The sequence below is a fragment of the uncultured Maribacter sp. genome (assembly GCF_963977385.1).
Taxonomy (GTDB): domain Bacteria; phylum Bacteroidota; class Bacteroidia; order Flavobacteriales; family Flavobacteriaceae; genus Maribacter.
In genome coordinates this window covers 369,332-393,598 of sequence record NZ_CAXBOU010000001.1, presented here as the reverse complement: position 1 = coordinate 393,598, position 24,267 = coordinate 369,332, and the positions used below count along the sequence as shown (strand labels likewise).

The window sequence follows — 24,267 nt, the reverse complement described above, 5'->3', positions numbered from 1 at the left end:
GCCTTATTTTTTATCTGGTCTAGTAGGTCTAACCTCTATTTTACTCGGTAAAGTTCTTTCGTTCATTTTCAATAAGTCTACCACTAATTGTCCGATATCCTCTGGCTGTATTTTCCATGCATCGGTTTCATCTGGCTCATGATTATTAAAATGCGTCGCTACAGAACCCGGCATAATTGTAGATACCTTAATACCGTACTGTCTTAAATCTAACATTACAGCTTGGGTAAAGCCAACAACACCAAATTTAGAAGCATTGTATCCAGCTCCTTTTGCAAAGAAATTTGTACCTGCCAAACTTGCCAATGTTATGTAATATCCTTGTGTCTTCTTCAAAGCTTCAACCGAGGCTTTTAAAGAATGAAAAACTCCGTTTAAATTGGTGTCTATCATCTGATGCCATTCGTCTTCTGTCATCTCATCAATTGGTGCAAAGTTACCCACACCAGCATTTGCCAAAACAACATCTACCTGACCCCATTTCTCCATAATAGTAGAAACAGCATTTTTCTCGTCTGCCATTTTCGCCACATCAGAAACAATTCCTAAAACAGCATCGTTATTAAAATCTTTTAGTGCCTCGTCTACACTTTTCTGAGACCTACCGCTAATAGCAACTCTCATACCTTGATCAACTAAAGCTTTAGCAACTGCAAAACCAATACCCTTTGTACCACCTGTTATATAGGCTACTTTATTTTTCAAATCTTTCATCGTTCAATTTTTAAAATTATCACAAGTTACCAATTCTTTGATTTTTATGTTGTTCTTATACGTTAAGAATTAACGGTTTCGATTAGTTATATTTAACAGATACTTAATCAACCACCATGAATAGAATAATTATTTGGTCTATAACCGTTGCGCTTGCAGGTTTTTTATTCGGATTTGACACCGTAGTTATCAGCGGGGCAAACGAACCTATAAAACAACTTTGGGATACTTCTCCGTTATTTCACGGAACATTCATTATGAGTATGGCACTCTGGGGTACAGTAGTAGGCTCGCTTTTTGGCGGTATACCCACCAATAATTGGGGGCGTAAAAAAACATTACTATGGGTAGGAATTTTATTTTTAGTTTCTGCATTAGGTTCTGCATTGGCTCAAGACCCTTACTCTTTCTCGGCATTTCGTTTTATTGGTGGCGTTGGTGTAGGTATTTCTTCTGTTGCAGCCCCTATCTATATTTCTGAGATTACATCAAAAGAGAATCGTGGAAAATTAGGCGGATTGTATCAATTCTGGTTGGTGTTCGGTATTTTACTTGCCTTTGTATCTAACTGGCTGCTAAAAGGTTTTGATGGCGCAAATGATTGGCGTTGGATGTTAGGTGTTGAAGCTATACCTGCATTTATTTACACCCTAATGGTATTTACAGTTCCAGAAAGCCCAAGATGGTTGGCACTACACAAAAAAGATGATGCTGCCGCATTAAAAATATTAGAGATCATACATCCCAAAGAAGGTGCCGCAAAACAGCTAGAGGAGATTAAAACAGACCTAAAGCATACTTCTAAAAGTGAAAGCCTTTTTCAAAAGAAATATTCTAGAGTTCTTTGGCTTGGTTTTTTTATTGCCTTTTTCAATCAACTTTCGGGTATCAACTTTGTACTGTACTATGCCCCAGAAATATTGGAACAAGCAGGTCTTGGAGGTAAAGAATCGCTATTCAATTCTATTGCTATTGGTATCGTAAACCTTGTATTTACGTTTATAGGAATTCGATTATTAGATAAACTGGGGAGACGACAGCTTATAATTGTAGGATCTATAGGATATATTATCAGTTTAATTATGGTTGGGCTATGTTTTCAAATGGACCTAGGTTCTACGTTGACAATTATCTTTATCTGTACTTTTGTTGCATCACATGCCATTGGTCAAGGAGCCGTAATCTGGGTATTTATCTCAGAAATATATCCAAATAGTGTTCGTGCATACGGGCAATCTTGGGGCGTAAGTGTTCATTGGGTATTTGCAGCGATCATAACTTTGATTACACCGTTTTTCTTAGATGCTAACCAAGGTGTATTAAAAGACCATGTTTGGTATATCTACTACTTCTTCTGTGCTATGATGGTGCTACAGCTTATTTGGGCAATTACCAAAATGCCGGAAACTAAAGGAGTATCACTAGAAGAATTGAGTAAGGAATTGGTGAAGGAGTAATTTTATACTATTTATTTATGTAGAATAAAATTGTAATTACGATTCAATATTAGAATTAAAAACTTGCTTTCTCAATAGAAATTCAATAGTTAAAAACAGGATAAATAGTACAACTTTTCCTGCTAGGTAGCAAAACCATTAATAACTGCCTATTTAAAAGGGATAGATAAGATTTTAGAGAAATTTTGTCCGGAAAAGTTTGGTGGTTGATGCTTAATGGATTGGATGAAAAATTAGTTTTTAATATGTTCGGTAAAATCTTCAAGAAATGTTGGTCCTAAAACACCATTATCTGTATTCAAGACATAGGGAGTTATCACCTCTTTTTTTAAACAAATCAAAAATTCCCATTATTTAGTTATTTAATATGCTTAGTGTTTTTGTATATAATCAGTTGTGTGGTCTAGCACTAAATATAGCAAATAAAAAAGCTCAAAGAATCTGATTTTTAGAATCTATGGGCCTAGAAAAGTAGTGTCTTAGAATGAAGAAGAATTTATTCGTTTTTTGCCTTGGTTATTTGTTGTGCCTTCGACAATTTGCTATGTGGCATCTTCGTTAATATTCATCATCATATTGTAGTGTCCTTCGTGATTGGTTAAAAGGAATATATCCTTAAACACTTTTTTATAAGTTTCAATTGTTCTGTCTTGTAATTCAATATACAAATCTTCATTGATGCTGTGCGAGCCATCATTAATCCAGCTTATTAAAGACCTGCAAATTTCTTGTTCTTCTTTGGTTACAAACTTTTGAATTAAATGGTCATCTCCGTATTTTCCAAGAAGTTTGAAATAGTTTTCAATTATTCTACGCATTATGTTTTGTATTGTAAGGCTTGAAATCGGACTTTCATTTTTTAGCTCTTGCCATAAAAGTTCGTAAGAACTTTGTATTGGGTTCTCCATTAAAAAGCTTTGTAGAGTAGTAACTTTATCAATCTTTCTTAAAATCCAAAAGTTTGTTTTGTTACATTTATTTGTTCTACCGTCTATGAATGAAACTTCTTTTTGAAAGTAAACATTATGGGTCAATAATATTAGTTGTTTGATATTCCCAGTATCTGATTTTATTTCTTTTATAATCTCTTTTATTAACGTACTAACAATAAACAGGACATTGCTGTCCAAGCTGACCCGTCCTGAAATATGTATACAAAACACTTCAAGTATATGTATAAAAATGATGGATATGTAAGACGTTATAGCGAGAGCTTTAAACTTAAAGTCTTAGCGGAACTTACCAAAGGAAACCATTCCAAAAGACAAATTGCATTAACTTACGGGATACAATCCAGTACTATAAACGTATGGATAAAAAAGTATGATCGTAAAGATTTAATGAACACCCGTGTAACAGTGCAAACAGACGACGAACTTTCCCGTATCAAAGCCCTGCAAAAAGAGCTTAAACAACTTAAGGACCTTCTTATCAAAAAGGACTTGGACAAACTGGTGACCGATAGTTATCTTGAGGTCGCTGCTGAAAACTTAGGCTATAGAGATGTGGAAGAATTAAAAAAAAACTTAAACATAAAGCCCTAATGAAAGTAGCACCAATAAACCGTAATAAAAGACTGTTTTCCATTGGTACTATCTGTAATGCTTTTGATCTGAAAAGAGATGCATATTACAAATACCAAAAAAGGTTTGCAATCAAAAAACAGATAGAACAAGATGTAATCGGGCTTGTTCGAAAAAGTAGAAGAACACTGCCTAGGGAAGGTACCAGAAAACTCATGAGATCATTAAAAGATGAGTTCCATAAGTACGACCTCAAAGTGGGCAGGGACCAGCTATTCCGAATCTTAAGAGAGAACAGGTTACTCATTAGAAGAAAAAAATACTCTTCTAGAACCACCAATTCATATCACCGATTTTATAAATATGACAATATCATAAAAGACCTAAAAATCAATAGACCTAATCAAGTTTGGGCCTCCGATATAACCTATATCAGAACTATTAAAGGATTCTGTTACCTAGCCTTGATTACCGACATGCACTCACGTAAAATAGTCGGGTATGACCTAAGTGATAGTTTGGAACTGAAAGGCTGTGTCAGGGCTTTAAACAAGGCTATTTACAATGCCAAGAACATTGACCGGCTTATTCATCACTCCGACAGGGGTATTCAATATTGCAGTAATGTCTATACCCAAATATTGAAAAGAAAGAAAATTAAAATCAGTATGACAGAAGAAAACCATTGCTACGAAAACGCCATCGCAGAAAGGGTCAACGGTATTCTAAAAGATGAGTTCTATCTTGACCAAACTTTTACAAGCGTTGTCCATGCTAAAAAAGCAGCCAAAAACGCAATCAAGTTATACAACTCTAAAAGATTGCATTTATCTTTAGATTACAAAACACCTAATTACGTGCATCAATATGCCGCTTAATACTAATATTAATCTGTAGCCGTATTTTAGGACGTGACAAGCTTGAAATAGGGTCGTCAATTACTAAAATTCTTTCATCATTTACCGACTCTTCGGAAACACTCCCTTTTGCCAATTGTAGATAATAAAGGAAAGTAATAAATGTTATTTCTCCTTCACTTAAAGTTGTTTCAGCAATAGTTCCGTCTTCACGTTGAATTTGATAAAATCCTTCTTCTGTTGTAGGTACAATTTCAAAATTCAAAAAGCCGTAGGATTTTAGAAGTCTGTTAATTTCATTTACAGTTGGTTGAATACTCGTAACGTTCTTGCTCAAATTTTTGATTTCCCCATCTAATAAATTGAAATCTGTTACTTTTGTGTCTATTTGAGTTTTTAATGCAGCAATTCCAGCTATTAAACCATTTTTATTGGTGTTGAATTGCGTTATTTCAGTTTTGTATTCTTCAATTAATAACTTCCAAATTGCCTTAATTAAATTATTCTTTTCTGTATTGAAGTTTGCAACTATATTATTATGAGCTTTTATTTCTGCATTTGCATTAATTATTAATCCTGAAATCAAGTCCAATTGTTCTTTTAAAGAAATCAATTCAATGCTTCTGCTTGGTTCTTTTATTTTGTTATTTAAAACTCTGTATTTGTAGTATTTTGACTTATTAAGGTTTTTAAGAATGCTGAATACCTGTCGTTATTAAGTTTTGAATTCTTAAAATCTTTTTGATTTATTTCTAAAGAATTTAGTTCGTTGATTAAATTCTGAGTTAGAGAATTATACTCTTGTTTCAATTCTTTAATAGATTTAATATCACTCAAATAAGTTTCATCAAAAAAAAATTCTAATTGATTTTTAAAATCTAGAGTTATTGTTTTTTCTTGACAAAACGGACAACTTTCATCTTCTTGAAGATAATCTCTTCCTTGATTTACCCAATCATTAGTATTTAATTTCTGAATAAGTTTAGCAATATCTACATCAGCTTTACCTACAATGATTTTCTTCCAGATTTCATTGTTTTCGATTTCAATAATCTGTTCAAAATCAATCGTATTTATCGGTGTTATAGTTTCTGGAACTTCCCCAAAAATTGTTTTTGCTTTCTCTTTAAGATTTGCTAAAGTTTCTAACGTTGATGTATTTGCTCCAAACTCTTGCAAAAGTTTGTTCTTAAAACTTTCCTTTTGTAAGGTTCCAGTAAATGCTTCTTTAAAAGTTGGTTCGTATTTCTTGTAAACTGTTGTCCAGATTCTTTCTTTAAAGTCATTTTCTAATGATTCCTTTTTTTGAATTTGAGAAGTTTGTGTTTCTCTTTTTTTTATTCCATCTGCTTTTATAACCTTTAGTTCTTCAGTTTTATCTGTAATAGCTTTCACTTGTTCCGCTGTTGCTTCTCCGAGCGTAAAAACACCACTCAATTTTCCTTTTCCAAAATTTCTTTCCCGAAATTCTTTGTTATAAACTAAGGTGTTTAATGGAATATCACTTTGCCAAGATAATGAGCAATTAGAAAACTTTTCGTCAGAGTTATTGAAAAGAAAATTTGAAATTGTAGTCTTGCCACAACCATTCGCACCATAAATGAAATTCACTTTTTTTAAGTCACTTACTTGAATTCCGCTATTGTCGTAAGTAGCAATGTCTTTTACGGTAATATTTTCTATCATTTCAGCTATTCAAATTCGATTGTTTATTTTTTTGGGTGAGGCATAACAATTGTATAAAGCAACAAGTTGCTTTATACCTAAAAATTAAAATGTTTACTAACACGCTAAAACGGCAGGGGGAAGTAATGTTTTAGAACCGACTAGAAAGGTAGTATTTTTCTTCAATGTAGAATTACGGGAAAGCATAAAAGAACCAAAAACTATTACATTTTATTACTTAAACCAGCTACCCTAAAGTTAGTTTCTAGCCATTTTGTATTCAACCCTTTTACCAATAACCACAGCGGTAAAATCAATTGAATTAGACCCATAGGTAACAACATATTCATGCTAATGCCTTCGCCTAAAATTGAAGCTAACATCTCAATAAACATTAGTAGTACGGCTAGCATACCAAAGCCAGAAAATATTCTGGGTATCAATTTTGTTCTGTAGAATGCGAAATATAGAACAAACACAGAAAAGCAAGAAGTCAATAAACTTAGGTAATGTGTCCACCAATGTTTTTGCGAATATATAGGTGCCATAGCCTCTAGCATTCCAGTATTCACCTCAACATTAGTCACATATTCTTTGCTAAGTTCTAGCATAGCCAAAACGCTGGTATTATCTATACTTATGGCAACAAAATCTAGAATACTAAAAGCCAGGTACAAAATAGCCAAGGTGGTACTGTATTTTTTAAAAACAGGAAATAATAATGCTGAAATAGTAATAGAGAATAGCCCACTTAAACCTCCTAACAAAACCGAGGTAATCAATTTATTGGTATTGGGTGCAGCAGTGGTTAAAAAATCTTCTGAAAATAAAATAGGCCCTTGTAAAAATTGATATACCAGAATACCCATTATAAAAATGAGCAGAAATAAAAGCCCTATTCCCCTACCTACATTGTTAGTCGAATTCATGATTTTTATTTTTGATTGATTGACTATAAGACGTTTACGTTTTGTAAATGTTACAGAAAGGAGAAAATTCTAATTCATATCAGTTGCCAGAATTTAGTTAATCTCTGGCAAGGCAAATGCCATTACCGAACCAGAAGGATTTTCCTTGGTGCCACCAACAGAGAGTGCAATGTATTGTTTGCCATCTACCGCATAAGAACATACATTGGCATTATTTGCGGCAGGGAGTTCTGTTTCCCAAACCAGTTCACCTGTTTTCTTATCAAAGGCCCATAGTTTTTTATCGGCTGCGCCACTAATAAATACCAAACCGCCAGCAGTTACCATAGGACCCGATCTTGCCGACAAACCTTTTTTAGGCACCCCTTTTTCTTTTGGCTCTTCATCATCATCTAAAGGTATTTGCCATTCATACTCACCCGTAGAAAGGTTAAGTGCGTTCAAGGTGTTCCATGGGGCATTTAGGGCAGGGTTTCCACTAGGGTCGCTCCAAGTTCTATAAGCTGTGCTATTCATATATCGTACAGGAACTTCTTCGCTATTTATTTCTTGTGGTACTTCAATTAAGGGTTCTTCTTTATCATATAAAAAAGCCATGATACCTCTTTCTTCCCGTGGTGTAAGTACTCCTTTAAAAGCGGGCATTTGTCCGCCGCCTTGGCGTAATTTCAATAGTGTTTCATGCTCTTCAACTCTCTCTTTTAAGGCAGACAAAGCGGGAAAAACTGATGGCACTCCTTCCAAGTTTGTTCCGTGGCATGTTGCGCAGTATTTCATGTACGCAGAGCGGCCATATTCATACCGTGTACTATTATCTGCCGCAAAAAATGCATTGGCATCTACTATGGTCTGTATTTCTGGTAAGTTGTTGCCACGTATATACAAATACGATGAAGTTGGATCAAAGGCGGCTCCGCCCCAATTTACTCCTCCGTTTGTGCCGGGCAGTGATAAGGTTCCTTTTAAATCTGGCGGAGTGAACAACCCTTCATACCGAACAGATGTAAAGGTTTTTAAAATAGAATCATAATCTTGTTGTGTAAAATGATTCAGGTCTTCCTCGGTCATTGACTGCTTTACAAATGGCTTCGGTTTTGTGGGAAATGGTTGTGTTTTATAGGCTATTTCTCCCGGTAAGTGAGACGCTGGTACTTCACGCTCCTCCAAAGGAAAAATAGGTTCGCCAGTATCACGGTTTAATACAAAAATGAATCCGTGTTTGGTGGCCTGAGCAACAGCTTCTATTTCTTTTCCATCTTGCTCTAGCGTCACCAAATTTGGCGGACAGGGCAGATCATAATCCCAAATATCATGATGCACGGTTTGAAAATGCCATTTGTAATGACCCGTTGCGGCATCTAATGCTAATACACTATTGCCATACAAATTGGCGCCTTCTCTATCGGCTCCATAATAATCAAAAGTTGGCGAGCCTAGCGCCAAAAATACCATTCCGCGTTCATTGTCTATACTCATACCTGCCCAGCAATTGGCACCACCGGCATACTTATAGGCATCTGGCGGCCAGGTTCCATAGCCCGGTTCACCTGGATGTGGAATGGTATGAAAGGTCCATGCCAATGCTCCTGTTTTTACATTATACGCACGAATATAACCAGGTGGTGAACCATAAAAATCTGATAATCTTGATCCCACAATAATCAAATCTTTATAAATACTACCTGGGGTAGTCAAAGACACCGATATTTTATTAGGATCATCACGAACACCAACATTAAGGTTCACTTTTCCATTTTCGCCGAACGTAGTTATCAATTTACCTGTGGTAGCGTCAATCGCCATTAAAAAGTTTCGTGCCGAATATAGAATACGTTTATCATCTCCATCTTCCCAATAAGTTACACCTCTACTTGTAGAACTGGGATCACCATTTTCTAAAGGATTGAAAGACCAAATTTTCTCGCCTGTTTTTGCATTAATGGCATACACCGTTTGCTTTGCAGAATTGGCGTACATAATTCCATCAACTATAATCGGGTTGCTTTGACTGGTAACGGGATCTGCCCCATCGGGTACATCTGTTGTTTGAAATGTCCACACATTATGCAATTCCTTTACATTAGAAATATTGATTTCTGCCAATGGAGAATAGCTGGAGCTTGCCGCATCGCCTTTATAAGTCATCCATGTTCTAGCAGTATTTAATCTATCTCCAGAATTGGTGCAACCTAACGTACCCAATAGCGCTATTAGAAAAAATAGACTTGGGGAACCTTTGCATTGCTTCATATGTTTTAAGGATCGGGAGTTTTGGTTTTCCCATGTTAAATTACAAAAATGCCTATCATACAAGACTATTTGCTGTTTTTTAATCTCATTAGAAAAACACTAAAATCAGAAAACATCAATTACCATTTGCCTTGCCAAAACCCCTTTGCCGCCTGCCATTAGGCTGGTAATTTTATCATTCTCCAGTTCTAATTTCACAGTAATAGCACTTGGGGATGATGGTGACATATACTTGCCTTGTTGTATTTGAAAGCTCGTCTTTTTTATCTGCAGAACATCATACAAATAACTTGCTAGCGGACCTGCAGCCATGCCTGTACCTGCTTCTTCTAATATACCATAACGCGGTGCGAACATTCTGGTAGTTACATCAGATGCTGTTTCGCTATCGGTCGTGAACACGTAATAGCCTATTAAATCAAATTCATCGCTTATATTTTGTATTGCATCAAAATCTGGAGTTATTTGCTGTAATACTTCTGCATTTTTCACGGCAATCAATAGGAAAGAATTTCCCGTATTCACCACTTTTAAAGGAGCGTTTGGTAGCAAGTCGGTTTTAACTAACCCTAATGATTTTAGAATGTCCTCTTCTTTTTCAGACGGGTCTACATAACTGGGTACTAATTGCTCCATAAATGCCAATTCTCCCTGTATTTCTATTTTTCTATTTCCGTCTATCGTCTCTTTTGAAGATGTTTTGCCTTTTAATAATCCCTTTTGTTTCAAATATGAAAAAGTGGCAATGGTGGCATGCCCACAATGTGCTATTTGCTTTGTAGGTGTATAGAAATCTAATTTGAAATCTGCGGTTTTAGAACCTGATACGAATGCGGTTTCAGAGAGCCCTACTTTCTTGGCAATCTCCAATTTGTTTTCATGGGATAATACATCTGCATTCAATACAACACCTGCAGGGTTGCCGCCTTTATCATTCTCGGTAAAGGCATTTAGTATTTGTACGGTTACTTTTTTTAATTCGTCCATCGTTACTTTTTAAGGTTTATACTAGATAGACGGCAATGATTAGAAAAAGACGTAGCTATAAGTCATTAGTATCAAAATCGAGCAGTTTTCCTGTTTGGTCAGACGCCACATTAGGACAATTTAGCAACTGTATTTTTAATATATCCCTAGCTTTCTGAACTCTAGATTTCGTGCCTGAATACGAAATATTCAAATGCTTGGAAAGCTCTTTTTGGGAGTACTCTTGAAAAGTGGTCAATACAATTGCTTCTTTATGCTGAGCGGATAACTGTTCTATTTTCTGGTTAATGCAATTGGTCAGTTTAGCATAGTCAAAATCGCCCGACTGTTCTTCTGGCATATCAAAATCAGTAATAGCAACGGTCTTTGAATGCGATTTACGAAAATGGTCAATTATAGTATTTCTAGTAATCTGGTATACCCAAGAGGTCAACTTAGAAGTATGTTGCAGCTGATGGATCTTGGTCTGTATTTTCAAGAATACTTCTTGATGAATATCTTTTGCCTCCTGCTCGTCTTTTATCTTCCCTAGAATAAAATGATACAATTCTTCATTGAGGTCTAGCCAAATGGTATGTATTTCATTTTTCATAATACCTCTTATTATTACAACTCGTTTTCATGAGCAATTAGAGCCCGCCAAATAGCAATGAATTCCTGCACGCTTTTCTTATCCAGTTCCGTATTTACCAATAGCAACTTTCCCGTTTTGGTCTTTTCATTAAAAAACATGTGGGTAACTACACTTGGGTCTCCGCCTGTATGCCCTATTTGCCCTTTTGAAGACATACCCATAAAAACACCCATGTTGTATTCATCATTATACTCCCTATCGCTTCGGTCTTTATGATTCTCGTCTGTCAGCTGAGGTTTAAACAATAGCTCATAGCTTTCTTCCGATAAGATTGTACCACTACCTGCATAGCCTGAAATGATTTCAGATAGATACTTTGCCAAATCGTGAGAAGAGGAAATGAGTCCGCCATCAGGGTAATTCACCAATTTATAAAATGCCAGTTCAGTCTCAGCATCCGCATACAGTTTTGAATGCATTGATAAATCTATGGTATCAAAAGACCAACCTGAACTTGTCATTTCTAAAGGGTCAAAAATATGCTTCTGGGTAAAGGCTGGAAAGGATTCTCCCGTTGCTTGTTCTAAAACATACGCCGCCAACCCTGCGCCAATATTGGAATAATTGAACATGCCACCTGGGGGATACTTCGAAAATGTTTTCTTTTTATACCACTTACCATCTTCGCTTAAAATGGCTTCAAGATAGTCGCCCAAAGACATCATTTCATCTGGACTGCGGAAATTACCGTTTACTTTAGCATCTCCGTTTTCCGCCTCTTTAAGAATATAACCTTTACCCTCATATTCTGCCGGGTCTTTAATACTTGACGTATGACTTGCCAATTGCCGAATAGTTATAGGTGTATTCTTAAATTTAGGGTGTACCACTTTAAAAGGCAGGTAGTCGTTAATATCGTCATTTAAATTTAGCTTGCCCAGTTCTTGCGCTTTCAACAATGCAATACCAATAAAGGTTTTAGAAATGGACCCTATATTTTGAAGCGAATTTTCGGTGTATTTTATGTTTGCTTTTTTATCTGCAAATCCAAACCCGCTTTCAAACAACGTTCCATCTTCATTAACGATAGCTACAGAGAAACCAACTATGGGTCCGTCGCCAGCTATTTGTTCTAATTTGTTGGTGAGTTTGTTAAAAATGGGGTCATTGGTCTGTGCATAGGTGCTGCCTATAAACATAGAGAAAAGGATAAGCGAACTGATTTTTTGTGCTATCATGATTGTAAACGTTTTGATTGATTGATTGATGAATTAGTTGCAAGTTAGGGATTTATGAATAAGGTGTTAGGAGCTAGGAGCTAGGAGCTAGGAGCTAGGAGCTAGGAGCTAGGAGCTAGGGAAAAATAGTATTAAGTCGTAAGTACAAAGTATTAAGTAAACAAAAATCTAGATAGCTATGGGAAAATTGTACGGTGTGTTATTCGATAAGCTTATGGAGTTTGGGGGAAATAGTATGAAGTATTAAGTAAAAGGATGTCCTTTTTATTGAAAAGCGGCATTGGGAGTTTTCTCTTAGTTCCAAAAAGTTAGCAACTCGCTCGCCTTTGATAGGGAGCTAGGTGGTTATGGTCTTTTAATCTCTTTCCTTTTTAAGGATAGATAAATTAACCCTCCCAACAAAAATGAATCTATAAAATAGGCGTGGGTCAATTGAAAGACCTCTAAATAGGTCAAAAAAGTGATACCAGAACTTACAACCCAACTAATTAGAGCTGCAGGTTCCCAATCTGTAATTTCGTTCAGCTCATACCGTTGGTTTTTTACCCAGAAAAAATTGATGATATAAATTGCTGAAATCGATGGGGCGAGAACACCTAACAAATTTAGAAAATCGAAAAGGTATTGCGAGAATTCTAGCAATGCCAAGCCAATACCCAAAACACTTGCAATAATTACTATTTTTTTAAATGACCACTCTGTCTTTATCGTAGAAAATGTCAATACCGTTGAGTACAGATTACTAGCATTACCGACCCAAGTAGATACCAGTAAAAGAGCGAATGCAGGTAAAATTAAGCCGAATTGCTGCATCACCTTAATAATATCAACTTCACCTGTTTGTATAGATGGTATGGCACTAAATATCAAAGCCAACGGAAACCCAATGGTAATACCTAAAACAGCAATCATACTTTGCTTGTCATTATAGATAAATCTAGAAAAGTCGGCCATCATTACAGGAAAAAGTATAGAAGAGCCTAACAATATAGAAGTAGCTTCGAACAGCGTCATCTTTGGATTTTCTGGTACCCAATCTAACAGCTCTTGAAAAGACATTCCGTTTTCAAATGAGACGTAAATCACGTAGCATAAAAAAAGCGTCAAAAATGGCACGGCTATATTCGCTAGTTTTTCTAGACTTTTAATACCAAAGAAAGTGGTCACCGTAATTAAGGCACCCATAACAATTACAATCGGCCATTTTGGTAATTGTAGCGATAGGGTATTGAGGGCAGTATCTACTACGGCAACAGATAAAAGTTCTAGCGCTACCGAAAACCAACCCAAAAGGGTAATACCGAAAATAAAATTTATGATTTTTGCACCTTGTTTTCCAAAACTAAAATGGAGAATCATGTATGTAGACAGTCGCGAACGATTACCAATTTTGGTGGTAATTAAACACATAATGGTCAACACCAAAGTTGAAAGTCCGAATGCCCAAAGAGCATTCTTAAACCCCACACTCAAAGCTACCTCAGAACCTAAATATAAAATAGGTAATGTTAGCCCTGTACCTGCAATAATAACAGCAATTAACCACCCAGATGTAAAGTCTTTCGACTGTACTTTTGTGTTGGTATATTGGTTATCTGCCATTGTATTTATGTATTAAAACAAATTATAAGTTCTTTAATATTTCGGTAAGAAACTTCCAGAATTTTTGTGTTGAACTAATTTGCAAACGTTCTTCTGGTGAATGGGCTCCTAGAATATTAGGTCCAAAAGATATCATTTCCATATCAGGATATGTGCCAGATAATATACCAGTTTCTAAGCCTGCATGTATAGACTTGACTGCGGGTTTTACTCCATTTAATTTTTCGTAAATAGCTACTGCCTCATGTAAAAGCTCGCTATCAGGGCGAGGTTCCCAACCAGGGTAAGGTCCTATTTCAAGCACGTCACTTTCATTGAAAATACCTGTAATGGTTTCTATAATTTCTAAACGCTCTTTATCTACCGAGCTTCTTGCATGACAGGCAATCGTATACCTACCTCCTTCTAATTTAATAATAGAAATACTGTTAGAGGTCTGTACCAAATCTGGCATTTTAGGGGTAACTCTATATACCCCGTTCGGTATCGATAGTAAACCCGAAAGCAAATAGTCTTGTGCATCCTTGCTCATTACAGATAGCGTAGTTGCCGTTTTTGTAGTCGCAATCGTCAATGCCGAATCTGTTGCAGCATACTGCTGTCTCCTCTTACTTTCTAAGACTTTCAGTTCACTTATAAATTCATCTAATTCTGTGGTTGGTATCGCAACTACAGCGCTACAATCTCTAGGTATTACGTTGGTTAACGTACCACCGTGTACAGACTGTATTCTACATTCTAACTTAGCAGTGAGTTCTTGCAGGCATTCTGCCATTACTTTAATAGCGTTGGCGCGATTAAGGTGAATATCTACACCCGAATGACCACCTGTTAAATTACCTACAGTTATGGTTTGCATTTCATAGCCGGCAGCATTTAAAGTTTCTGTAGCGTAAGTTCCTTTAATTTCTACATCGGCACCGCCAGCGCAACCTATGGTTATTTCATCATCTTCTTCAGAATCAAGATTCAGTAGTATTTTACCCTTTAATTGTTCGTTGGTCAATGCCATGGCACCTGTCATTCCCATTTCTTCATCTATGGTAAAAAGTGCTTCTATCGGCGGATGAACCAAATCGTTTGAAGATAATACGGCCATTATTGCAGCAGAACCTATACCATTATCTGCACCTAATGTGGTTTCTTTGGCCTTTACCCAATCTCCATCTATGTACATTTCAATACCTTGGGTAGCAAAATCAAATTTAGACCCGGCTTCCTTTTGGTGTACCATATCTAAGTGACCTTGCAATACAACAGTTTTATGATTTTCTTTTCCTGCGGATGCTGGCTTTTTGATTATGACGTTGCCTATATCATCCACTATGGTTTCCAAACCCAATGAGTTCCCAAAGGCAATCATGAATTGAATGATTTCTTCTTCTTTGGTAGATGCCCTCGGAATTGAGTTAATTGACTCGAAATGTTGCCAAATGGCACTAGGTTTTAAATCGTTAAGAACCATTTACTTTATTATTTTTTTGAGGATAAGGTATAAGATGAAAGCCACTAAAAAGGAATCGAAAAATGAAATGGTAGTTAATGTCATATAATCGTATGCACCTAAATAGGCTACAATACAGGCTACGATCCAACTAATACCTGCTGCCAAATCAAAATTAGGAAGGCTGTCAAAATCTTTTAAATCATAATTTTGCTTTTTCACAAAAAAGAAATCTGCAATAAAAATAGCCGATACTGGCGGAATGAAAATACTCGAAATATTAAGAAAATCGATAAAATAGCCGGTAACTCCTCCTATTGCCAAAATAGTACCGATAGCACTTGCAACAAGCCCTATACGCCAATTACCCTGTTTTGTAAAAATTGTGGAAAAGGTAAGTACTGTAGAATATAGATTTGCAGAATTGGTTGTCCAAGTCGAGAATATTAAAATAAGTAAGGCTGGTAGCGTTAGGCTTAAGCCTATCATAATTTTCATAATATCGATTTCACCAGTAGTCAAACTTGGTATACCACCTGCCAATAATACAATTGGGAACCCAATGGCCAAACCCAAAACTGCCAATAAACTATCTTTATCTGTTCTTGCGAATCGAGAATAATCTGGCATTAAAACAGGAGTCAATATCGCCATACCTACCACGGCAGAAATGGCCTCTCGAATTCCGATTCCGCCAGAACCTTCAAATGCAATTATAACATCCCACTCGCTTCCTCCTAAAGAGGTAAACAGTACAAACACCATAAATATGAGCAGTAACGGTACTGAAATATTAGATAATTTCTCCATGGCTTTAATACCATAAAGAGCCGTCAATGTCATTAAGGCACTGCCGATTAAAATACTTATCCAGGCGGGAAAATTCCATCCTAATAACTGTGTAAAGGCATCGTTTAATGAGGTTCCGAAGATTTCAATAGTTACTGCATACCAACCTAATAGTGTTACACCTACAATGACATTTATGAGTTTTGCACCCATTTTACCAAAAGGAAAATGCAACAGCATATAGGTAGATAAGCGTGTACGGTTACCAATTACAGCGGTAATACCACATAGCACACTAAGCACAAGACAGACACCTACAAAAATCCAAATAGCGGTACTCATACCTACAGATTGGGTTACTTCTGCACCTAAAAACAGTACGGGAAGCGTAATACCAATACCAACGATAATACCAGCGATACGAAGACCATGAACGGTCTTTTCTTCGGGTACTTTCGTTCTGGAGTAATCGTCGTTTACCTGTTCTGCTTCAGTTGACATAGTTATGCGCCTATTAGTTTCTCTGCTAAAGGTTTTAAATCTGGATGCATGTAAACACCGTCTTCAACAATTTGTACATCATCAAGGTAAATACTTACTTTACCCACAATACCATCAAAATGAGATTTCGCAACTTGACCCAACGGAGGCATATCCATCGGACTTGTATGACCGAAGCCAAAATCTACACCACCCCACACACGTTCGTCTTCTACAACCTCTCCTCGCATTTTACGAATACTAGGGTTAAGACCAAACATATTATGCGATATTTTGTACATATTAGGATCGTTGAATGATGCAAGGTACTCCTTAAATTTCTCTGCCTCTGCGGGCGTACCTTTTACATCAGCAATCTTACTATCTTTCATTACAAATTCTATTCGGTTATCGGTACCGTAAACATTTGCATTCATTAAAAGGTCAAAAACAATGGTGCCATTCATGCTTTCTATCTTAGGAACCATGTTTACATACCCCGGAGCGGTACCAAATTTAGGCATCGAGAAGTCGCCATCGTCAATATCAAACGTATAATTTAGGTCAATGTCATAAGATACATCTGTACCATTATCGCTAGTAATGCGAATTGTTTTACACTTCAAAACCATGTCGCGTACTTTATTAAGCATTTCACCTAGATCTGCTACTTTGTACCCTGTAAAGGTTCTAATTAATGATTGCACTGAAGAGTCTGCAATAATTAGATAACGTAGTTTTTTGTTGTTCTTAAACGCGTTTTCCCAAATATCTGAATATAATAGAATGGTAGAATTACATTCTAACCAAACATCGACATTACTCAATGCAGCCGTCAACGCTTCTGCAGGCCAATCTTTCAAACCTGCCTGCCCATCTTTTTCTGCTTTTGGAGTCCATATTAACAACGGTTTACCGCCTATGGCATATACTGCCGCCGCAAAAGCATTCATTAATTCTATATCGTTACCAGAGTCTGCAGTAATAGCTACAGATTCGCCAGGTTGTACCTTAAACATGTCTTGCATGATAACCTTTGCAACCAAGGCACGCTCCATATGATAATTTGTATTGTTGTTCATTGTATGCAATTTTATTGATTTAAAAAGGAGAAATCATCAAGAGATAAATTCCTCCTTCTTCACTAAACTATTTCAAAAACTAAATTAAAAACTAACGGCAAAAGACGCACCGTATGTAGCTGGACGACCTCTCCATCCGAAATCATCAAAACCGCCGAACAATGCGCCAGGTACAAATTCTGTATAATATTGCTTATCGAGAATGTTATTACCCCAAAGCGTAACTTTTATGTTATCAAAAGATATAGAAGCACGGGCATCAAGTAACTGATATGCATCTGTTGTGGAGCCATCTTGATTCAGTTCATCCCAATAGGTCTTACCTGTACTATTCAAGTTTACATTGGCATTAAAATCTACCGTTTCGGTCAATGCAACATTAGACTCAAGACCAATGTTGAAATTGTTTACCGGTACGAATGGTGTTTTCTTTCCGTTGAAAACATTTAAATCTGTAGCAGTGCCGTCTGCGCCACCAGTAGTACCACCATCGGTAATTTCTGAATCTACAAAACCATAATTAGCCAGCACGTCTAAATACTTTGAAAGTCGCAGTTTTGCATCAAATTCAAAACCGATAATTCTACTTTTATCGTAATTGTAATTACCTGCATAGAAGGTACTCAGGTCAAAAATATATTGCTGTTGGTTCGTAAAATCTGTGTAAAAAGCAGAACCGTTCAAAATAAATCGGTTGTCCCACATAGAAGTTTTAAAACCTAATTCAAAGTTGTCTGTAAGTTCATCTTCAAAACTTCTGTTGAAACGATCGGTAACTGCAGGGTTGAAACCACCTGTTCTATAACCGCGGCCGTAATTGGCATAAATTAAAGCATTCTCTGTCGCTTGGTAAGATATTGATGCTTTGGGCTGTACAATATTATTTGATCGTTCTGAAGTTTCTTCGAACAAGTTATCTTGTTGTTTAAAGGTATCATTGTCATAACGGAAACCTACCGCTGCCGTTAATTTGTCTGTCAATTTATAATCAACAAAACCAAAAAACGCGAATGTAGTAGTCGTATTTACCACATCGGCCGCTACACCATAAAACAATTCATTCAAATCAAAATCACGACTCAACCCATCTTGAAAGAAAGGCTTTTCTATGTCTTGATAAAAACCACCTGCACTCCAATTTACTTTTCCGTTAGAGCCCACATTATTTAATCGTAATTCTTGATTGAAGGTTTTAGTCTCGGCGGTTTCGCCTTGGGTAAAATCATCAAATGGTATAAAATCTAAATCACCACTCAAAGACCTATCTACATAATTATATGAAGTTATACTTTGAATTTTAACCTTACCTGGTGTATACTCCATACTCAGGTTTCCGAAAGCATTGCTAACATCAGATTTTCCCGGCTCATCGTGATTGATTACATTATTCCCTTTTTCAGGATTAGGGTTTAATGTTCCCCCCGGAAAACCATCTACAAATATATTTCCGGTAGGGTTCACCGAATAACGTGCGGCACCTGCTGCAACATCAATAAATTGAAGTGTAGCACTTGCTTTAAATTTTGGAGAAAATCGTGCAATTAACTGACCTCTTATATTAAAATTTCTTTCAAAATCTACTTTTTCATTGTCGAACTCATTGGTCAACAAGCCATCAAAATTTCTAAATTGTGTTGACAACCTATAGAAAAGCTTGTCTTTTTTAAGTGCACCCGAAGAAACAAATTGTGTTAATAAAGCATTTGCATTACCATACCCTAAAGTAAGTGTGTTCTTTTGAGTATTTACTGGTTCTTTAGAATAAATGTTAATGGCTCCGCCAATTGCATTCTTTCCATAAAGTGCTCCTTGCGGACCTTTTACGACTTCAATTAAAGCTAAATCGAAAAGTTCTTGATTTAATAAACTCGGATCAGGTATAGTAACCCCATCTATGACGAATGCAACTGGAGCATCGGCATTACGAATTTGAGGAATACCACGAACGGTTAAAAAGTTAACGCCCGCTGATTGCGAACTGTTTAGCTTCATATTCGGTACCAGCTTAGCAAAATTCGTAACGTTATTTATACCATTATTCTCAATACCTTCTGCATTTAATGCGGTAATAGACTCAGGAATAGATTGTACCGATTCGGTTCTTTTTCTTGCTCGACCAACAACCCCAGCAAATCCGGTAACTTCTACCCCCTCAAGTTGCTCTGTATTTTCTTCCATGGCAATATTAATGGTAGATTCATTGCCAACTGTGATTTCTTGTATTTTGAAACCGATATATGAAAATTCTAAAATAGCAGTAGATGCCACTACAATTTCGTAATTACCATTGAAATCTGTAGTAACCCCATTTGTGGTTCCTTTTTCAATAATGTTCACCCCAGGGAGTGGATCATTACCATCGGTTACAACGCCACTTACGGTTTTATTTTGACCCCATGTTAACATAGGAATCAATAAAAGAGTTAAAATTAGTTTTTTCATGAGTTTGGTTTTAATGAGTACAATGTTCGTTATCAATAGATTATAAATTTAATTCACAATACTTATTTTTGATTATTTCTAATTACTAATAAATTTTTTAATAATTTTATAATGTAAATTCGGAATTTATGAATAAACAGGAAGTTCAATCTCTATCACTCACCTCTGAATATTTTGAATTATTACTAAATGAACTGGAGAAAACTTTTAAGAAGAAGCATTCACTTAAGAGTTTACCAAAATCAATGCAGTATTTTGGTTATGGCAATTATGACTCTTTAAAACCAAATTTAAAAAGTGATTTAGAGCAAATTGGCAGCGATTTCATAAATGGCAAGTATCTCTATGATAAAGTACGTGAATTTCATAAGGGTAAATCTATTATTAAACTTAATCAATACTATAAATCTATTGTTCTACTCTACTTAGGATTTGAGAATATTGAACAGTTTCTAGAAAAAAATAGAATAAATGGTGAGGTTGAAAAATCGCAACGCTCATTACTCTACGGTGAAAACGATAATAAAACCTATTACTATTTAAATTATTATTTCGGTGAAGATGGGGTAATACAAAAAGGTAAAACCATTATTTCTAATAATTGGAAAAAAATAAAAAATACCTATAGATACCCAGACAAAGAAGGTAATTACAAGGAATTTTATGACTTTGGTAATATTATAATTAGGGAAGACGCCATTTTTATTAGAAACAAAACAATGTTAAACGGTAAATTGGTAGAAGGCGCTAGCGAGATAATATATATAGGGCAAAACAACCCTGCGCATCTTAAATACCTCATTGGTTGTTATAACACATTTGATCTTTATAATAATTCGGTTGCAGGCAGGTTCATTCTCGAAAAGTACGAGTCTAAAGAGGATATGGAAACACAATTCGATTCTTCTGATATACCACCATATATTGCTATGGAAATTAGAAACCAAAGAATTGTCAATAAAACAATAGTGCCAAAACACTTTTTAGAAATATCAAAAAATAGTCCGTATGCTGCTATTTACAAAAGTATTACGGGTACTTACGAGCTGACTATAAATTTACAAGGTGATCGAACCGAAATCTTCAAGTTTAAGATATTATCTGAAAATTATAAGATGATACCACTAGATGAGAATGTTTATTTTGAAAGAGACAATTTAGAACTATTAAATAAAGGTTCGGTCGTATACTTTAGTTTTAATCTCACAGGCGTTGTTGCGTTTGATCGTTTAGATATGTATTTTAAAACTTATTATTTAAAAGAAGGTAACCTATTTCAAGATGGAGTCTATAGTGGTGTTGATAATGAAAATAGGTTAGTAAGCGGAGAAGTGAGGCTTAGTTTTGAAAATAAGTAATTAAAAAGCTTCCAAAATGAACATAAAAAAAGCTCCCAAAACTGGAAGCCTTTTTACGTGGAGAATACCGGATTTGAACCGGTGACCTCTTGCCTGCCAGTCTTCAATTCAACAAATCTATTCCACTTCTTAACTTCATAAATTATTGAATTTCAGTTTTTTACATTTTTTATTTTTTTTGAAATCATTTATCTTGGTTTGATTTCAAAAAAAAGTATGCAAAAAGTATGCAATTTTTTCCATACCTTAAAGTAAGTTTAGATTCAAAAATGGCATTAGCAAGACTTACTTTAGACCTCAGAAAAACATCAAAAAGGAGTGATAATTCATATCCAATTGTGCTTTATGTTTATCATAAAAAACAACGATTTATAACCCTTGGTTTTTCCTCAACAATCAAAGGTTGGGATGAAAAAAATGCGAGGCTAAAAAAATCAGCTTCCTATAATCAAAACAAAGACCATGATGCTATTGAAGAAGAAATAAATGACAAACTCCATCTTGCCAAGAAAAAAATAAAAAACTTTGGTCGTGATATTAATAAAATTAACGCGGATCAATTGGTTGAAGCGATTAAAAATTCATGGGATAGCCAAATCGACACTATTGAAAGACATCAAATAAAAAATAATATTACATTAGTTGAAAGTGGAAATGTCATCATAAATCGTAAAAGAAAAATGAACTCACCATCTACTGCTGAGTGGTATTCAAGTTGCATCAATCGTTTTTTGAAATTTTGTAAGAAAGATGATATTCGGTTAGTCTTCTAAAGGATTACGAAGTTTACTTTATTTCAAATGGAAATAGACCAGGTACAATTAACTCGTATATGAGAGGGTTAAGGGCTATTTATAATAAGGCAATAGAAGAAGATGAGTTTATTCCTTTAAGTAATCCATTTTTAAAATATAAAATTCCAACTAGCAAGCACACTAAAAAAAGGGCTACTTCTAAAAACAATTTTCAAGAAATAAGAAATTTGTGTTACCCAAAGGATTCAATCCTTTGGCATGCGAAAAATTATATTTTGATTATGTTCAACTGTAGAGGGATGAACTTGATTGATTTGGTAAAGCTAAAAATAAACAATATACAAGGCGATAGGCTCTACTATGGTAGAAGTAAAACCGGCGACCCACTTTCAGTAAAAATCACGTCTGAACTCTCAGACATTTTAAGCTACTATATAATTAATAAAAATTCGGAAGATTATTTATTTCCTATCAATTATGATGGTAGTACAGAACATTACGAAAAATATAAATCTATACGCCGGCGTGTGAATGAACGTTTAAAAATAATCGCAACAGATGCAGGTATCGAAGAAAAATTTACAACATATTCCATAAGACATTCTTGGGCTACAATCGCAAAATATTTAGGTATTTCTACTGAGGTAATTAGTGAGGGACTTGGACATAATTCTCTTCGGACCACTCAGGTTTATTTAAAAAGTTTTGAAAACGAGATGTTGGATGATGCAAATTCAAGAGTAGTTGAGTAATTGCTGAGGAAAAGATTACAGTCCAATTAGCTAACTGCTAAAAAGATAAAAGATAAAAGATAAAGAAATATTCAAATAGGAAGACTAGATTTCAATTTTTGATAACCTAAAGAGAAATTTTTAATTACCCTTTTGAGGAGCTTAAAAACCAAATAATAAAATACAAGCGGAACTACAAATTGCTTTAAATCTGAAAATATGAAATTAGAGACAAAAACATTATTAACATATTCGTAAATATTCCACGGAAAATATAAAATAGATTCGGAATCATAAACTAAAACAGAAACAACATAAAAAATTATAAGAAAATTATTGATAAATCCATATAAAAGTAGAAAAATAGTCTTTAAACTATACTGAAATTTCTTTAAACGAAAAACACTCTTTGTCCATTGCAGTAATTTTTTTGTAGAATTTTTACTTAGGTTGGGTGAATTCAATGCATCCGACAGAACCCAATAACCGTCATTTCTAACAAATGGAACTAGATTATACAAGGAATGTACAAAAACAATAAACGCCATTACCCCTAGATAAGAATTGGAAATTATGACAGATAGTATACATAAAATAGAACAAAAGATTAATTCAAAATATACTCCAGCCAGATTGACCATGATTCGCTGCTTTACAGGTAATTTCCATATATCTGTGACGTCCGCATAGTAGACAGGTGTAAATAAATAAAAGCCTCCTCCAATTCCACCATGTTTAGCTCCATAAAATTTTGCTGCCGAAACATGACCAAATTCATGAAACGTGACACTAAGAAACATAATCCCAAAAAAATACAATAACGAAACCGTAGTTGGCACGAACATATAGAAAAAATCTTTTATTTCTTGGAAGTTAAACCAAAGTGTTAAAAGACAAATAACTAAAGAAAGTATGGATACGACCCCTATTAAATTAGGAATAAACATTCGTTTACATAAGGGTGTTATCTTGGCTAAAGTTTCTTCTTTTATAATCGTAAAGCTTAATTTAAGGTAATCTGGTTTTTTAACATATTCCGCTATTTCAGAAGTGTTTAGAAGCAATCCATATTTAGACAAATCATTGAAAAACAATTTATATAGTAATTCAGGCGTAATTTTCTGATTATACTTCAAACTATATTCAATAGAAATGACTTCAAAGTCCTTTTTACCGTCAATCAAATCAAGCAATTGATAAACATGTTTTGAGACTTTTACATAATGTCCATATTTTTTTTGATGTAATAAATACTCATTTTCTGAAAACTCTTGCACGCTCAACTCTGTTGACTTTACAGGAATAATATTTGCTATTTTGACCCTGCTATTTACTAATTCACCATTTGACACCATATATTTTGTAAAAATTTTGCCCATATTTAGTATTA

Annotated in this window: 21 protein-coding genes; 6 read left to right on the top strand and 15 right to left on the bottom strand. The window is 35.2% G+C overall.

What is annotated here, in order from left to right; genetic code table 11:
• Nucleotides 1-3 precede the first annotated feature (3 nt).
• The gene (locus AAC084_RS01680; protein ID WP_339836039.1) at nucleotides 4-714 is read right to left on the bottom strand and encodes an SDR family oxidoreductase; all 711 of its coding nucleotides are present in this window, start codon (nucleotides 712-714) and stop codon (nucleotides 4-6) included.
• Nucleotides 715-830: 116 nt separating this feature from the next.
• Between AAC084_RS01680 and AAC084_RS01675 the strand changes: the two genes are divergently transcribed.
• Entirely contained in the window at nucleotides 831-2,171 is a 1,341-nt protein-coding gene (locus AAC084_RS01675; RefSeq protein WP_291789893.1) for a sugar porter family MFS transporter, read from the top strand.
• 542 nt (nucleotides 2,172-2,713) lie between these two features.
• Here the strand turns inward: AAC084_RS01675 and AAC084_RS01670 are convergent.
• Nucleotides 2,714-3,334 (bottom strand): AAA family ATPase, encoded by a 621-nt coding sequence (locus AAC084_RS01670; protein WP_339836034.1) that lies wholly within the window; start codon nucleotides 3,332-3,334, stop codon nucleotides 2,714-2,716.
• 9 nt (nucleotides 3,335-3,343) lie between these two features.
• On the opposite strand from AAC084_RS01670, the gene AAC084_RS01665 reads away from it, so the two are divergent.
• On the top strand, nucleotides 3,344-3,715 hold the full coding sequence (locus AAC084_RS01665; protein WP_029446265.1) for a transposase: 372 nt from the start codon (nucleotides 3,344-3,346) through the stop codon (nucleotides 3,713-3,715).
• On the top strand, nucleotides 3,715-4,572 hold the full coding sequence (locus AAC084_RS01660) for an IS3 family transposase (RefSeq protein ID WP_339836026.1): 858 nt from the start codon (nucleotides 3,715-3,717) through the stop codon (nucleotides 4,570-4,572). The genes AAC084_RS01665 and AAC084_RS01660 overlap by 1 nt, the downstream gene beginning before the upstream one ends.
• Here AAC084_RS01660 and AAC084_RS01655 read toward each other — a convergent pair.
• The 12 genes from AAC084_RS01655 to AAC084_RS01600 form a co-directional block, all read right to left on the bottom strand.
• Nucleotides 4,544-5,164: an AAA family ATPase gene (locus tag AAC084_RS01655; RefSeq protein ID WP_339836024.1), complete on the bottom strand. Its 621-nt coding sequence runs from the start codon at nucleotides 5,162-5,164 to the stop codon at nucleotides 4,544-4,546. The two genes, AAC084_RS01660 and AAC084_RS01655, sit on opposite strands and share 29 nt — an antisense overlap.
• Nucleotides 5,165-5,199: 35 nt before the next feature.
• Complete coding sequence (locus tag AAC084_RS01650) at nucleotides 5,200-6,237, bottom strand: AAA family ATPase (RefSeq protein ID WP_339836021.1); 1,038 nt, start codon at nucleotides 6,235-6,237, stop codon at nucleotides 5,200-5,202.
• A 203-nt stretch (nucleotides 6,238-6,440) separates the two neighbouring features.
• The gene (locus AAC084_RS01645; protein ID WP_339836018.1) at nucleotides 6,441-7,145 is read right to left on the bottom strand and encodes a DUF4386 domain-containing protein; all 705 of its coding nucleotides are present in this window, start codon (nucleotides 7,143-7,145) and stop codon (nucleotides 6,441-6,443) included.
• 93 nt (nucleotides 7,146-7,238) lie between these two features.
• Nucleotides 7,239-9,395 (bottom strand): PQQ-binding-like beta-propeller repeat protein, encoded by a 2,157-nt coding sequence (locus tag AAC084_RS01640; protein ID WP_339836015.1) that lies wholly within the window; start codon nucleotides 9,393-9,395, stop codon nucleotides 7,239-7,241.
• 105 nt (nucleotides 9,396-9,500) lie between these two features.
• The gene (locus AAC084_RS01635; RefSeq protein WP_339836012.1) at nucleotides 9,501-10,382 is read right to left on the bottom strand and encodes a PhzF family phenazine biosynthesis isomerase; all 882 of its coding nucleotides are present in this window, start codon (nucleotides 10,380-10,382) and stop codon (nucleotides 9,501-9,503) included.
• 55 nt (nucleotides 10,383-10,437) lie between these two features.
• Nucleotides 10,438-10,974, bottom strand: a complete 537-nt coding sequence (locus AAC084_RS01630) for a sigma-70 family RNA polymerase sigma factor (protein ID WP_339836010.1) — start codon at nucleotides 10,972-10,974, stop codon at nucleotides 10,438-10,440.
• Between the two features lie 14 nt (nucleotides 10,975-10,988).
• Nucleotides 10,989-12,194: a serine hydrolase domain-containing protein gene (locus AAC084_RS01625; RefSeq protein WP_339836007.1), complete on the bottom strand. Its 1,206-nt coding sequence runs from the start codon at nucleotides 12,192-12,194 to the stop codon at nucleotides 10,989-10,991.
• A 345-nt stretch (nucleotides 12,195-12,539) separates the two neighbouring features.
• A complete protein-coding gene (locus tag AAC084_RS01620) occupies nucleotides 12,540-13,796 on the bottom strand; it encodes a cytosine permease (RefSeq protein WP_339836005.1) in 1,257 nt (418 codons plus the stop codon).
• A 22-nt stretch (nucleotides 13,797-13,818) separates the two neighbouring features.
• Nucleotides 13,819-15,261, bottom strand: coding sequence for an aminoacyl-histidine dipeptidase (locus AAC084_RS01615; RefSeq protein ID WP_339836002.1), 1,443 nt, complete (start codon nucleotides 15,259-15,261; stop codon nucleotides 13,819-13,821).
• Entirely contained in the window at nucleotides 15,262-16,530 is a 1,269-nt protein-coding gene (locus AAC084_RS01610) for a cytosine permease (RefSeq protein ID WP_339835999.1), read from the bottom strand.
• A gap of 2 nt (nucleotides 16,531-16,532) precedes the next feature.
• On the bottom strand, nucleotides 16,533-17,591 hold the full coding sequence (locus AAC084_RS01605; protein WP_339835996.1) for a hypothetical protein: 1,059 nt from the start codon (nucleotides 17,589-17,591) through the stop codon (nucleotides 16,533-16,535).
• Nucleotides 17,592-17,675: 84 nt separating this feature from the next.
• Complete coding sequence (locus AAC084_RS01600; RefSeq protein ID WP_339835993.1) at nucleotides 17,676-20,033, bottom strand: TonB-dependent receptor; 2,358 nt, start codon at nucleotides 20,031-20,033, stop codon at nucleotides 17,676-17,678.
• Between the two features lie 128 nt (nucleotides 20,034-20,161).
• Here AAC084_RS01600 and AAC084_RS01595 point away from each other — a divergent pair, with 128 nt between their 5' ends.
• From AAC084_RS01595 to AAC084_RS01585, 3 genes are all read left to right on the top strand, one after another.
• Complete coding sequence (locus tag AAC084_RS01595) at nucleotides 20,162-21,391, top strand: hypothetical protein (RefSeq protein WP_339835991.1); 1,230 nt, start codon at nucleotides 20,162-20,164, stop codon at nucleotides 21,389-21,391.
• Nucleotides 21,392-21,660: 269 nt separating this feature from the next.
• Nucleotides 21,661-22,164 carry a hypothetical protein gene (locus AAC084_RS01590; protein ID WP_339835988.1) on the top strand — a complete coding sequence of 168 codons (504 nt, stop codon included), beginning with the start codon at nucleotides 21,661-21,663 and terminating at the stop codon, nucleotides 22,162-22,164.
• A 59-nt stretch (nucleotides 22,165-22,223) separates the two neighbouring features.
• Entirely contained in the window at nucleotides 22,224-22,898 is a 675-nt protein-coding gene (locus AAC084_RS01585) for a tyrosine-type recombinase/integrase (RefSeq protein WP_339835986.1), read from the top strand.
• Between the two features lie 71 nt (nucleotides 22,899-22,969).
• Here the strand turns inward: AAC084_RS01585 and AAC084_RS01580 are convergent, their stop codons facing one another.
• Nucleotides 22,970-24,256, bottom strand: a complete 1,287-nt coding sequence (locus AAC084_RS01580) for a hypothetical protein (protein ID WP_339835984.1) — start codon at nucleotides 24,254-24,256, stop codon at nucleotides 22,970-22,972.
• Nucleotides 24,257-24,267: the final 11 nt, after the last annotated feature.

Bases quoted from the DNA above. Each gene is read 5' to 3' on its own strand.
- AAC084_RS01680 (WP_339836039.1), bottom strand. From the start codon at position 714: ATGAAAGATTTGAAAAATAAAGTAGCCTATATAACAGGTGGTACAAAG.
- AAC084_RS01675 (WP_291789893.1), top strand. From the start codon at position 831: ATGAATAGAATAATTATTTGGTCTATAACCGTTGCGCTTGCAGGTTTT.
- AAC084_RS01665 (WP_029446265.1), top strand. From the start codon at position 3,344: ATGTATAAAAATGATGGATATGTAAGACGTTATAGCGAGAGCTTTAAA.
- AAC084_RS01660 (WP_339836026.1), top strand. From the start codon at position 3,715: ATGAAAGTAGCACCAATAAACCGTAATAAAAGACTGTTTTCCATTGGT.
- AAC084_RS01650 (WP_339836021.1), bottom strand. From the start codon at position 6,237: ATGATAGAAAATATTACCGTAAAAGACATTGCTACTTACGACAATAGC.
- AAC084_RS01645 (WP_339836018.1), bottom strand. From the start codon at position 7,145: ATGAATTCGACTAACAATGTAGGTAGGGGAATAGGGCTTTTATTTCTG.
- AAC084_RS01640 (WP_339836015.1), bottom strand. From the start codon at position 9,395: ATGAAGCAATGCAAAGGTTCCCCAAGTCTATTTTTTCTAATAGCGCTA.
- AAC084_RS01635 (WP_339836012.1), bottom strand. From the start codon at position 10,382: ATGGACGAATTAAAAAAAGTAACCGTACAAATACTAAATGCCTTTACC.
- AAC084_RS01630 (WP_339836010.1), bottom strand. From the start codon at position 10,974: ATGAAAAATGAAATACATACCATTTGGCTAGACCTCAATGAAGAATTG.
- AAC084_RS01625 (WP_339836007.1), bottom strand. From the start codon at position 12,194: ATGATAGCACAAAAAATCAGTTCGCTTATCCTTTTCTCTATGTTTATA.
- AAC084_RS01620 (WP_339836005.1), bottom strand. From the start codon at position 13,796: ATGGCAGATAACCAATATACCAACACAAAAGTACAGTCGAAAGACTTT.
- AAC084_RS01615 (WP_339836002.1), bottom strand. From the start codon at position 15,261: ATGGTTCTTAACGATTTAAAACCTAGTGCCATTTGGCAACATTTCGAG.
- AAC084_RS01610 (WP_339835999.1), bottom strand. From the start codon at position 16,530: ATGTCAACTGAAGCAGAACAGGTAAACGACGATTACTCCAGAACGAAA.
- AAC084_RS01605 (WP_339835996.1), bottom strand. From the start codon at position 17,591: ATGAACAACAATACAAATTATCATATGGAGCGTGCCTTGGTTGCAAAG.
- AAC084_RS01600 (WP_339835993.1), bottom strand. From the start codon at position 20,033: ATGAAAAAACTAATTTTAACTCTTTTATTGATTCCTATGTTAACATGG.
- AAC084_RS01595 (WP_339835991.1), top strand. From the start codon at position 20,162: ATGAATAAACAGGAAGTTCAATCTCTATCACTCACCTCTGAATATTTT.
- AAC084_RS01590 (WP_339835988.1), top strand. From the start codon at position 21,661: ATGGCATTAGCAAGACTTACTTTAGACCTCAGAAAAACATCAAAAAGG.
- AAC084_RS01585 (WP_339835986.1), top strand. From the start codon at position 22,224: ATGAGAGGGTTAAGGGCTATTTATAATAAGGCAATAGAAGAAGATGAG.
- AAC084_RS01580 (WP_339835984.1), bottom strand. From the start codon at position 24,256: ATGGGCAAAATTTTTACAAAATATATGGTGTCAAATGGTGAATTAGTA.